At 42.7% G+C, this 12,875-nt stretch carries 6 protein-coding genes; all 6 read left to right on the top strand.

The window, feature by feature from the left end; genetic code table 11:
- Positions 1-144 precede the first annotated feature (144 nt).
- The 6 genes from B3317_RS04420 to B3317_RS04395 all read left to right on the top strand — a co-directional run bounded on the left by B3317_RS04420 (position 145) and on the right by B3317_RS04395 (position 12,742).
- Positions 145-3,339 (top strand): SusC/RagA family TonB-linked outer membrane protein, encoded by a 3,195-nt coding sequence (locus B3317_RS04420; RefSeq protein ID WP_291109016.1) that lies wholly within the window; start codon positions 145-147, stop codon positions 3,337-3,339.
- Positions 3,340-3,360: 21 nt separating this feature from the next.
- Positions 3,361-5,355 carry a RagB/SusD family nutrient uptake outer membrane protein gene (locus B3317_RS04415; protein WP_291109014.1) on the top strand — a complete coding sequence of 665 codons (1,995 nt, stop codon included), beginning with the start codon at positions 3,361-3,363 and terminating at the stop codon, positions 5,353-5,355.
- Positions 5,356-5,379: 24 nt separating this feature from the next.
- Complete coding sequence (locus B3317_RS04410; RefSeq protein WP_291109012.1) at positions 5,380-6,702, top strand: Ig-like domain-containing protein; 1,323 nt, start codon at positions 5,380-5,382, stop codon at positions 6,700-6,702.
- 78 nt (positions 6,703-6,780) lie between these two features.
- A complete protein-coding gene (locus tag B3317_RS04405) occupies positions 6,781-8,904 on the top strand; it encodes a discoidin domain-containing protein (RefSeq protein WP_291109010.1) in 2,124 nt (707 codons plus the stop codon).
- 194 nt (positions 8,905-9,098) lie between these two features.
- Positions 9,099-11,192: a glycoside hydrolase family 2 protein gene (locus B3317_RS04400; RefSeq protein WP_291109008.1), complete on the top strand. Its 2,094-nt coding sequence runs from the start codon at positions 9,099-9,101 to the stop codon at positions 11,190-11,192.
- A gap of 32 nt (positions 11,193-11,224) precedes the next feature.
- A complete protein-coding gene (locus tag B3317_RS04395) occupies positions 11,225-12,742 on the top strand; it encodes an alpha-L-fucosidase (protein ID WP_291109006.1) in 1,518 nt (505 codons plus the stop codon).
- Positions 12,743-12,875 lie beyond the last annotated feature (133 nt).

The raw sequence follows: 12,875 nt of genomic DNA, 5'->3' as shown, positions 1-12,875 counted from the left end.
GAACAAAGGATGTTTATCCGGAAACCTGAAAGTTCCGGATAAACATCCTTTGTTCTGCATTTATACTTAAGTAACCTTAGAATTTCCAGTATTCATAACCCGAAATGATACCAAAATTCATTTATCTTATTAAATCTATGTTATATGAAACATTTATCAAAAAAGAAGTATGTTATTGAATTATCCTCTGGTAGGATATTCATGTTACTGTTATTCACTTTTATGTCGATAGCTTGTATCAAAGCCCAGACAATTAGCGGAACGGTAACGGACGATAAGAACGAACCTCTCATAGGGGTCAGTGTCGCCGTAAAGAATACGACTAAAGGAACGATGACCGATGTTGATGGGAAATATAATATCACCGTTAACGATCAAAACGCCGTTTTGGTATTCTCACTGGTCGGATATGCGAAGCAGGAGATTCAGACAGGCTCTAAGACTGTGATTAATGTGCAGCTTGCGGAAGATTCAAAGCTGTTGGATGAGGTTGTAGTTGTGGGGTTCGGTACCCAAAAGAAAGTGAATCTTACCGGAGCTGTAAGTGCGGTAGGAGCCGAAGCTTTCGAAAACCGGCCCGTGACAAGTGTGGGACAGGCATTACAAGGTGTTGTCCCTAACCTGAATATTACTATGGGTGATGGAAAGCCCTCCACTGTGCCAAACTTTAATATCCGCGGAACTACTTCGATTGATTACAATTCAACTGACAATAGATGGGAATTAAAAAATGGAGAACCATTGATTCTGGTTGATGGAGTAGAGATGAGTTCTACATTGGTAAATCAAATGAACCCAAACGACATAGAGGGTATGAGCGTCATCAAAGACGCATCGGCTTCTGCTATTTACGGGACAAAAGCGAGCCGTGGCGTTGTGCTGATTACCACCAAGTCTGGTAAGTTCAATCAGAAAGGAAAAATAAGTTACAGTTACGATATTTCATGGGATAAACCTTCGGCTCTTCCCGATATTATGAATGCATACGAAATTCAACGCTTTGTGATGCAAAACTCAGAATGGACGCTTGGTACTGTCAGTGATCTGGATAAGAGAAAAATGGAAGCCATAGAGAAATATATGGCAGACCCGAACAATCCAGATAATCGTTATATGATGAATGGAAATTCTATCGTATGGGTAGGAGATATGAATCCTTACAAATTGGTTGTGCGTGACTGGACTCCGACACAAAAACACAACCTGAGCATATCGGGTGGTACTGAAAAAGTTGCCTATCATCTTTCGCTGGGTTACCTCTCCGAAGATGGTATGTATAAGATAGGCGAAGACAAATATAACCGCTACAATATAGCTACCCGCTTTAACGCGAAAGTAACAAACTGGTTTAACCTCGAAACAAAGGTTAATTATAACCGTTACAGTTATGACGAGCCATATGTACCTAGTTACAAGGGGAATATCTGGTCTGTATTGAAACAGGATGCCGACAAGAATATCAATATGCCTATCAAAACACTGGCTTCCGATCCGAGCGGTGAACAATGGACGGATAATTACCTCGCATGGCTGGATTATGGCAACAGGACGGTTACAAACAGATGGACTACAGCTTTATCCGTATCTCCGGAATTTATTGTTATCCCGAATACGTTGAAACTCAAGGCGGATCTTTCCTATCTACCGCAAGGGCGCACAATGAGGCGCAAAGACCCTTCGCATTACTATATTACTTATACATGGTCACCGGTAAGCGAACAGCAAGAATATAAAGAAAACCGCGGAAGATTTGAGAAAGATGTTACCGACAATTACCAAATCAATGTGTATGCAGATTTTAACAAAACATTCAAAGAAAAGCATACACTTTCGGCTATACTCGGGTTCAATCAGGAATATGTGGAATACAGCCAGTCTGTTCTTAACCTTCGTAATTTATTTTCACCGGATGTCTTAAATCCTAATGCAACGGAAGACCCGACTTTAAATACAATGGAAACCTCGGCACAAAAGAGAACCGGAAGAGCAGTGTTTGGCAGGATCAACTATAATTATGCTAATAAATACTTGTTCGAAGTAAACGGACGCTACGATGGCAGCAGCCGTTTTACACAGGACGGACGCTACTTTTTCTTTCCTTCTTTCTCTGCCGGATGGAGGATATCGGAAGAACAATTCATGGATGTTTTGAAAGAATGGCTCTCAAACCTGAAAATAAGGGTTTCGTATGGTAAACTTGGTAGCCAACCCGATTCCTATTACCCGTATCAGCCATCAATGAGCTCAACAAGTTCCAATTACTGGATTAGTGGGAATTGGAGTAACACAGTTAATGCGCCTAATTTGGTGTCTCCTTATCTGACTTGGGAAAAAACGGCAACCACCAACTTTGGGCTGGATGCGACCTTCCTTGACCGTTTGAATTTTTCATTGGACATATTTGAACGCAAAGTTTCCGATATTCTTGTAGAAGGAAGTGCCGCATATCCGAATTTGCTGGGTGCGACACCACCTCGTGAAAATTCCGGCGTCATCAGGGGGAGAGGATGGGAACTTACATTGGAATGGAAAGATAAATTAGCCAACGGTTTGCAGTATAATGCAGGACTTGTCCTGTCAGATGCTGTGACCAAAGTGCTGAACTATCCGTCCAATGCTATAAAAACACTAGGAGACTATATGTACTATAACGGTATGACCGTAGGCGAAATCTGGGGATATGAGACAGGAGGCATTTTGCAGGCGGAAGACCTTGTGCTAAATGGCAATCAATATGTTTTCTATGGCCCCCGGCATTCGGGCAATCTTTATCCGGGCGATCCGTGGCTGAAAGACCTGAATGGCGACGGAGTCATCAACACAGGCTCCAACACTGCCGACGATCCGGGAGACAGGAAAATTATAGGGAACAATACACCGCGTTATAAATTCGGTGTCACACTGGGAGCTTCATGGAAAGGTTTCGACCTCAGTATGTTGTTACAGGGAGTAGTTAAACGTGATTTATGGATCGGCAGTACAACTTACTGGGGTGGAGGTACTAACAATGCCGGTAGTAAATGGATGTACGAGCGCTCATGGAAACCCGATCAGACAGACGCGAAGTTTCCTCGTTACAGGTCTGCGGCAGGAGCACCATCCGTCCAGACCGGATGGTTGGTAAACGGAGCCTACTTGCGTATGAAGCAGGCAGTATTAGGTTATACCGTTCCGGCGTCTTTGCTGAAAAAATTGCATGTCGAAAAGTTACGCTTTACATTGTCGGGATACAACCTGTTTGAGATTACGGAAGTACCATCAATTTTCGACCCGGACCAGATTTCGGACAGCTATCCTCAGAAAAGGACGATTGCTCTGGGTGCTCAGATTACTTTTTAAACATTAATAATGAACCAAGTTATGAAAAAAATAATAAAATATATTGCAATCGGTTGTGTTTCGATAGGCTTTTCGTTAAGCTCGTGTAACGATGGTTTTATGCAGCAAGATCCTATCCAGAGCCTCGCCGAAGGTGTGTTTTTGAAGAATGAAGGCGACCTGCCTTTGTACCTTAATCAGCTGTATAACGTATATGCTCAAGGGCATCAGACAGGCAACGCCTATTCTTATAGTCCGCCGTTTTTTATTACACGCGGAAGCCAGATTATATATGGTGATATATTTACCGACAATGCCATAGGATTCAGCAACACTTCCGGCGATATTGTAAATCGTATGCAAGGTACCTGGCAGGTACCTTCCAGCGCGACATCTTCGCTTGATAATGCAGACAACACAGGCTGGAGATGGAATAACCTGCGTACCATTAATTATTTTCTCAACCACTATCGTGAGGCGGAAGCATCAGTGAGCAGCCCGGAACTTTTAAATAAATATGCGGCGGAAGCTTATTTCTTCAAGGCATGGGACTATTACCAGAAAATAGTCGCTTTTGGTGAAGTACCATGGCTGGAGAAGGATTTGAATATAGATTCTCCCGAATTGTATTCCCCGCGTACTCCCCGTGCGGAACTTGCCGATAAGATACTGGAATGCCTTAACTATGCCGTACAGCACATAAGTACTGAAAGCGGGGCAACCGGGCGCATCAACCGTGACATGGCAAATTTCCTGAAAGCGCGTTTTTGTCTGTTTGAAGGCACTTTCCGCAAATATCATACCGAATTGAACCTGCAAGCTACTGCCAACAAGTTCCTCGAAGAATGTGCCGCAGCATGTAATGAAATTATATCTTCCGGTAAATATCAATTATACAATGTACCGAGCGAGGTAGGGAATGATCCTTACTGGCACTTGTTCAAATTGAATGGTATGACAGGTGGCGATCACAAAGAAGCGATTCTCGCGCGTGTATATGATGGCTCTAAACTTGGGCACGGAACTTCCCGCTATTTCAATATGAACAGGGGAAACGCCAGCGGACGTTATTGTAAAGGGGCGACGAAAGACCTGATAGACGAATATTTATGTATAGACGGATTACCGATTACCTCAAGCCCGCTTTTCAAAGGTTATGACGGCGACGACTGGCGCGAACTGGATAATCGCGATCCACGCCTGCGGCAAACGGTCGTGAAACCGGGTGAATACATTACTATTTTCAACAGGGACGAAAATGGTGGTGTAATTAATCAGGCGCTTCAAGGCCTTAAATATCCCGAGATCACTTACAATTGTCCTACTGCCAACCAGACGCCGACCGGCGGTCCTTGTGCCACCGGTTATATGTTTGTCAAACACTGGACGAATGAACAAATAGATAACGGTTCAACAACAAGTGGAACGCAGACAGCCCTGATTTTCCGTTATGCGGAGGCTTTGCTGATGTATGCGGAAGCCAAAGCGGAATTGGGTACAATTACTAATGAAGACCTCGATCTTACTGTCAATGCTTTACGCCTGCGAGCCGGTTTTGACTTCACTAAATATCCTAACAGCAAGCTGGCTTTGCAGAATATCCCTGCTGATGCCCGTCTGGACAATCTGTATCAGCAATATGCCGGATATGTTCCTGGTCCGATCCTTCGCGAAATACGCCGCGAACGCCGCATAGAAATGGCTATGGAAGGTCTTCGCCGCGAAGACTTGGTGCGCTGGAAAGCCGGTAAATTTATAGAAAAACCTATACGGGGTATGAAGTTTACGGCAGAAAAACAAAAGCTATATGACGGAACAAACACAAGTAAAGCTAAGAATGCGCCGAAAGCGACACTTAATTCGGATGTCTTTGTAGACAGTGAAGGCTTTATCATTGGTTATCCGAAAAGTCCGAATGTAACAAATGGAATTGTAAAATGGGACGACAAATATTATTATAATCCGATTCCTTTGCAGGAACTTGAGTTAAACAAGAATTTGACGCAAAGTCCCCAATGGCAAGATATAAAACGTTAATTAGTAACCGTCAAATAATAAAACATGAAGAAAATTATATATTTATCAGTTCTGGCAGTTATTATGCTGGTTAGCGGTTGTGATCCGCAGGGGTTCGAACCGGATAATGATGGAAAAGTTACTTCAATAGCCGTAAAGGAAGCCGTTTATGTAAGTACGGGAACGCCGTCTATGCAAATCTCGTTCAAAGATAACGAAGAACTACAGCTTAATGTGGTAATCTTACCTCAAAGTGCTAAAAACCAAAAAGTAACCTTTACTAATAAGCATCCGGAATTAATGACTGTTACCGAAACCGGACTTCTTAAACCGAAGGCTTTTGGAACAGATACCCTGATAGTCAGCGCGACGGACGGGTCGGGGGTAAGCACACGGTTTATAGTGAATATTGTCGATCATATGGTGAAAGCCACTGCTATCAATATAGCTGCGGCAGCACAGAATAAGCAACTGAAAATAGGAGGCGCACCTTTCGATTTGGCCGCGAATGTAACACTCGCTCCGGCAGACACATGGAATAAAGCCCTTTCCTATGCATCCAATGATGAAGCTATTGTTACGGTTGATGCGGCTGGTATTGTAACTACTGTTAGTGTTGGCTCTACAACGGTAACGATCAGGACAACCGACGGCAGTAACCTGTCGGTAAACTGGAATGTAAGCGTATTAGATGTGACAAGGACACCGGTGGATATAGACCGGACGAGTTGGACGGTAACTACGCAGACCCACAATGGTTATGGTTATGCATGGGATGGTAATACAAAAGAAAGTCCCGTAACAGGCTTACCCGAACATATGTTCGACGGTCAATCCGGTTCATACCTGTCATTAGTGAAACCTGGCGGCAATGCAGCCGGACAACAACCTCCGGCAGATTCCGAAGCACCGTCGTTTATTGTTGATATGAAAACAGCGCAAGAGTTTGAGTATATCAAATGGGCACACCGGAGTGGAGCTTATACTAATCCGGATAACGGAAAAGCTGTATCAACCAATAATTACAATTATTTACGGGTATACGGCATTTATTTATACGGTAGTAATGACGGTACTAATTTCACCGCAATAACTCCTGCCGAACCTGCCGGAAATGATGCGAATATAGTCTGGATTCCGCAAAAAGTTTCGTATGTAGGCGGAGTTACATCGGTTGAAGACAAGCCTTATATTATTCCAATAACCCCATCTACCTATCGTTATGTCAAGGTAATCTTGACTGTGCAAAGTAGGACTTATGATGTTGATAAGTACCAGCATCCGGATTATCCCGGTAAAGGAGAACCTTCGAGCGGCAATACGATGCAAATAGCCGAATTCGGTTTAGGAAAAATTGTAATCGAATAAATATTCTTTACATAAATAGGGCAAGGTTATAATCGCCTTGCCCTATGTCTTTCTTGTTCAATTATATAAAAATATACCATGAATAAAAAGAACAAACTCTACCGGTTGCTTACTTTGGGGATTTTATTCTGCGTTTTTTTTTCGTGTAGCGATAATAATGAAGAACCGGAAAACCCACCGGTGTATGCCGACCTGACAGACGTCAGCCTGAAACAAACGGTTAATGGCAAAGAATCCTTTGAATTGACAGAGATTGACGAAGAACTTAACTTCTCTTCCCAATTAGAATTCAACGGGAAAACGATCAACTGGTCAAAACCTTCTCTGGAACTGTCTTTCAGCAGTTTGTTCGTATTGTCGGCAGACAATATTACTGTTACCGACTCGAAGGGTGCGACGGTTACTCAGGCAGAGGTCACAATCGACCAAAATACGATAAAGGTTTCGTTTACAAAAATCAGTGGTTCGTACAGTTACCTGAGTTCGTCCACCATTACTATAAGCATAAAAACAAGCCTAAAGCCCGGTATTACCGATGAAGAACTATCCGATCTGAATTACAGCGGATTCAATACCCAAAGTATATTTTATGGCGAGACACAGGCCCGGAATATAAAATCGAATACAGTAACTGTTGTTTCAAAAATAAATCCCGATGTGCTTTATGATGTAAAAGGCGATCCTAATAACGATAATTATTCGTACAAACTGAATGTGGTTTACTTCGTTCCGTCCGATATTATAGAAAATCCGGGTTATAAAAAGCGGATCAGTACATTGTTGTTAAGACATCAGTTGTTTGTACGTAAATGGATGAAATATTGGGGATATGCGGAGAAAAGTTTTGGCCTTCCATTAGATGAGAACGGCATGGTGGATATTGTTAAGATAAATGCCAAGGGTAAAAAAGCAGACTATCCTTATGACGGAGGCGGGAGTAAGATGATTACGGAAATAAATGAGTACTATACACAGAATAGCCTGACAAAATATAGTGAGCATACACTTGTACTCACCGCCATAAACGGGTCAAACGAAGATACGCCTTTCTATGGACTCGGTAAGTGGTGCTTTGCCTATGAATATGAAGGCATGGCATACGAAAATATGCAAAGAGATCCTATTACCGGTAACCCGATAAAACCAGTTGGCGGCATTACTAACAATTCTATTGGTGGTATGTTTCATGAACTCGGTCATGCGCTAAACGAACCGCATGTGGGGCCAACCAATTCTCAAAAAAACAATGTGGATTTCGGAATGTCATTGATGGGAGCGGGAAATCAGACTTATGGTAAGACTGCTACGTTTATGCATCACGCAAGCGCAGCTATCATGAATAATTGCCAGCTATCTTCATTTACGAAGAAAACGTTTTATGAGACTGTTACCGCCTCATTAAAAATATCAGGCGTGGAAATAAACGGCGGTACCTGCACGGTGAAAGGCAACTTCATCGCATCTGTTCCGGTAACGGATGTAATCATCAGATTTTACAATGCATCCGAAACATTTTTGGGAGGGTCGCATGGTTATACAAGCGTGGCTTTTGTGGCCAAGCCTGTAGGAAACACCTTTCAACTGGATATTCCAATCGAAGAAATGAGGGTGAACAACTTTGATTACCGACTAGGCGTAACTATCCTAATGGAGAACGGGACAGCCAAAAGTGTATCACGCCCTTATACGTACCATTTGGTAAATACCGGAGGAACATATACTTTCGAAAGCGAAGATATTATAAATGACGGAAGCTGGTCGGTAACAACATCACATCCTCTTCCAACGGACGATGCAATATCAAATGCACCGGGTAGTCTTGTAGACGGAGACCTGTCGACTTGCTTGTCGATGGTGAAACCGGGTAAAAGTTATGGGGGAGTTTCAGTACCGGCCACAGGTCAGGAAGTATGGGCTGTCATAGATTTTGGGAAGCAAATGACATTTAACACAATTGTTCTGACCAACAGAAATTTTCAGGCATTTCTGAATACAAAAGCCGTATCGTTTTATGGAAGCGACGACGGAAGTACCTTCATCCCGGTTAAGGAACATGTCGGACTTCCTAATGCTACGGTAAATGAAATCACTCTGGACGCAGCAGCCCGTTACCGGTATCTAAAAATGAGGTTTGATGAATGGGATAACTCCGGCGGAAGCACAATGCAGTTTGCAGAGCTTGGCCTGAAAAATAAAAAATAAACGTTTTTAGGTTAGATAGATTGAAGTATCAGCAGGGTCCTTTCAGGTTTGGCTTACCTCATCTGAAAGGATTCTTTATCAAGAATATTAATTAGAGCAAAAAGAAAGTCAATAAGAGCAAAGCCAAACCGAATAACAACCTATCCGGTTTTTATATATTTATCATCCAAATTCGATTAAACTAAAACTATATCATGAAAAGATTTCTTCTAAGTCTACTTTGTATATTTATGTTGATTCAGGCCTATGGTCGCGATAGCCAGCCGTTCAATGACGGCTGGTTATTCAAGAAGGCCGAAGATTTACCCAAAACATTGAACGAAGACTGGCTGCCTGTTAAAATCCCACACACTTGGAACGCTGAAGACATGCAGGTGAAGAAGAATACGTTTTATGCGGGCGAAGCCTATTATAGAAAAACATATACTCCCGATCCGTCATTAGGCGATAAACGGGTGTTCCTACGATTTGAAGGAGTAGCGGCGGTAGCCGAGGTTTATATAAACGGAGTGTTTGCGGGAAACCACAAGGGAGGATATTCCGCTTTCGTAATCGAAATGACAAAGCTGTTACGATACGGACAGGAAAATGAGATACTGGTAAAAGTGGACAACAATTCCAGACCGGATGTTATACCCGTAAATCATACTTTATTCGGTGTTTATGGCGGAATTTACCGTCCTGTGGAGCTTATTGTAACGGAAAAGCTGAATATTACCGTTACCGATTATGCTTCGCCGGGAATTTATATAAGCCAGAAGAATGTTTCGGATAAGTCAGCCGAAATAAGCGTAAAAATTAAACTGGAAAACAAGAATCACGACACAAAAAATGTCCGTTTACTGACTACTATATATGAAATGGACGGAAAAGTCAAATCAAAGCAGGAAATGCCTGTTACCGTCCTGCCCCAGGGAAGACAATTTTTTGTACAGGGGTTTGCATTAAAGAGCCCGCATTTGTGGCAGGGACTTGAAGACCCATACCTGTACAAAGTCGTTATACAACTGGTATCGGATAATAAGGTCATAGATGAAGTGATACAACCTTTGGGATTACGGCATTTTGAATTGAAAGCCGGCGACGGTATGTACCTGAATGGCAAAAAGGTTCCCATGTATGGGGTATGCCGCCATCAGGACTGGTGGGGTACAGGCAGCGCCCTGACCGATGAGCAGCACGATACTGACCTGGCAATCATAAAGGAAATCGGCGCAACGACAATCCGCTTTGCCCACTATCAGCAGGCCGAAAGGATTTATGCAAAATGCGACAGTATAGGGTTCATTGTCTGGGCTGAAATACCTTTTGTGAACAGGGTAAGTACCCGGGAATCCGGGAACGCCAGACAACAGCTTACGGAACTTATCCGTCAGAATTACAATCATCCTTCCATTTATGTCTGGGGTTTGCATAACGAAGTCTACACACCTTACGATTATACAGTTTCCCTTACCACAGACCTGAATGATCTGGCAAAAACAGAAGATCCGGACAGATATACGGTTTCGGTAAGCGGTTATTCGAAGGTTGGCCAGGCATCCAATCTGAACGCCGATATACAAGGGATAAATCATTATTTCGGATGGTACAGCGGGGAGATAAGCGATGTGGAAAAATGGATCAAAGGTATGGAAAAAGATTTTCCGGGTTACAAAGTAATATTTTCCGAATATGGTGCAGAAGCCAATGTAGACCAGCAGGAAGAAGTAGTAGGCGAGTTCGGGAGGTATTTTTCCCAGTTCTATCCTGAAACGTTTTCAACTAAGTTTCACGAGATACAGTGGGGTTTTATATCCAAACATCCTTACCTGCTCGCTTCTTATGTATGGAATACATTTGATTTTGCTACGCCTGTCAATACACAGGGAGGTGTAGAAGCGCGTAATATGAAAGGTCTCGTGACGTTTGACCGTAAGATAAAAAAAGACCCCTTTTACTGGTATAAAGCAAACTGGAGCAAGGAACCTGTTTTATACCTGACTCAACGCAGGGCTATCGAGCGGGAAAATGAAGTGACTCCGGTTACCGTATACTCTAATATAGGTGTTCCGCGATTGTTTGTCAACGGATTGGAAATCACCAATTTTAAAGAAGGAACGACCCCGGTGCATTATATTTTTAACAATATAAAATTAAATACAGGGGAGAACGTAATAGAAGCCAAGGCAGTGAAAGACGGAAAAGAATATAGCGACAAGATTATATGGAATTATTCACCGGATAGTAAAAAAGCAGCGAATACTAAACAGCCTGAGAAAAAAACGACGGAGCATACCGGCTTGTAGATAATAACTGAATAATTAAAAATATCAACATAATGAAAAAAATACATTTTTTCACACTTTTATTTTGCATGCTGTTCTTCTTACAAAGCATTGCTCAATCTCCTGAAAAAAAAATGCGAATACCCTTAAAATATGGGGCACACCGTGTCGGAAAACGTACCGATGCCGATATGCAGCGCTGGCGCGAGTACGGATTGGGGCAATTTATCCACTGGGGCGTTTATGCGATCCCCGGCGGCCAGTGGAACGGTAAAACGACACATTATGCTGCCGAATGGTTTCGTACATCGGGATTAATAACAAAAGAAGAATACGATAATCTGTACAAACAGTTCAATCCTGCAAAATTCGATGCAAAAAAATGGGCGAAACAAGCCAAACAGATGGGTGCCAAGTATATGATATTTACCACAAAACACCATGATGGCTTTTGCATGTGGCCGAGCAAATATACTGACTATACCATAGAGAATACCCCGTATAAGAGCGATATAGTCAAGGAACTGGTAGATGCATATACAGCCGAAGGCATCGATGTATATCTTTATTTTTCCATTATTGACTGGAGCCATCCCGGCTATCAGGCGGGAACAGCAATCACGAACGACGACAGGCTTAACTGGGCAGGATATACAGCGATTTCAAATGAAAAAGACAAGGCTGGCTACGAAACATTTAAGGAATTTACACGGAATCAGTTGATAGAATTATTGACAAATTACCCAACTGTCAAAGGGCTTTGGTTCGACGGTTCCTGGGATGGCGCATGGATGAAAGAAGCCGCCTGGGTGGATGCGCTCGGTACGGAATTGCGGGATATGCACCCGGGGTTGATTATCGGTAGCCGTTTCCGTGCGGATGAAAACGGGAAACGCCATGAGGATACGAACGGAGATCTGATAGACGACTACGACCAGCGTTTTGAGCGTAATCTTCCCAACAGCCTGGCGGAAACCAAAGGCTTCGACTGGGATTGTGTAATGACTATACCCGAAAATCAGTGGGGATACCACCGTGACTGGTCCCTGACTTACGTGAAGACGCCTTATGATCTGATTGAAATGACTGTGAAAGCCAATTCCCTGGATGGAAATTTCGTGATTAATTTCGGGCCTGACGGAGACGGTAATATCCGTCAGGAAGAAACGGATATTGCCAAGAGTATAGGAAACTGGATGTCAGTAAATGGAGACGCCGTGTACGGAGTACAACATTCCGTACTTGAAAAACAGGACTGGGGACATTCGACCGCAAAAGGTGATATTACTTATCTTACAGTGTTTAATAAACCAATGAATAATCTTCTGAAAATAAAAGTCCCGAGAAGCAAAGAAAAAGACATGATTTATGTGATAGAGAGTGCTATGTTTAAATCGACTAAAAAAGCTGCAGTTGTTAGGGATGGAGGACGGGATAAATCCGGCTCCGTTTATTATGACATAGTCCTTCCGGCTGACATTCAGAAACTAAGTGAACCTTTTGTAATCGAGATAAAACTAAAACAGGTTAATAAGGGTGAGAAGGCTGCTTATCAGCAGGCTTTGACTTAAAAAAATAGTCTGTAAATAGAGAGCAGCCTGACGTCTGCATAGAACCGGCAGGTAAAGACATCGGAAGAGAAAGAACAAGAACAACAATAAAAATACGAATGAATATAGCATTGGAAACAATCGTGCCTCATTT

It is taken from the genome of Dysgonomonas sp. UBA7710 (genome assembly GCF_002482385.1).
Classification (GTDB): Bacteria; Bacteroidota; Bacteroidia; order Bacteroidales; family Dysgonomonadaceae; genus Dysgonomonas.
The sequence above is the reverse complement of the archived record's forward strand: the minus strand, read 5'-3'. Positions and strand labels throughout refer to the sequence as shown.

What these genes read in the sequence shown, in the direction of transcription:
- B3317_RS04420 (WP_291109016.1), top strand. Translation starts at nt 145, where the DNA reads ATGAAACATTTATCAAAAAAGAAGTATGTTATTGAATTATCCTCTGGT.
- B3317_RS04415 (WP_291109014.1), top strand. Translation starts at nt 3,361, where the DNA reads ATGAAAAAAATAATAAAATATATTGCAATCGGTTGTGTTTCGATAGGC.
- B3317_RS04410 (WP_291109012.1), top strand. Translation starts at nt 5,380, where the DNA reads ATGAAGAAAATTATATATTTATCAGTTCTGGCAGTTATTATGCTGGTT.
- B3317_RS04405 (WP_291109010.1), top strand. Translation starts at nt 6,781, where the DNA reads ATGAATAAAAAGAACAAACTCTACCGGTTGCTTACTTTGGGGATTTTA.
- B3317_RS04400 (WP_291109008.1), top strand. Translation starts at nt 9,099, where the DNA reads ATGAAAAGATTTCTTCTAAGTCTACTTTGTATATTTATGTTGATTCAG.
- B3317_RS04395 (WP_291109006.1), top strand. Translation starts at nt 11,225, where the DNA reads ATGAAAAAAATACATTTTTTCACACTTTTATTTTGCATGCTGTTCTTC.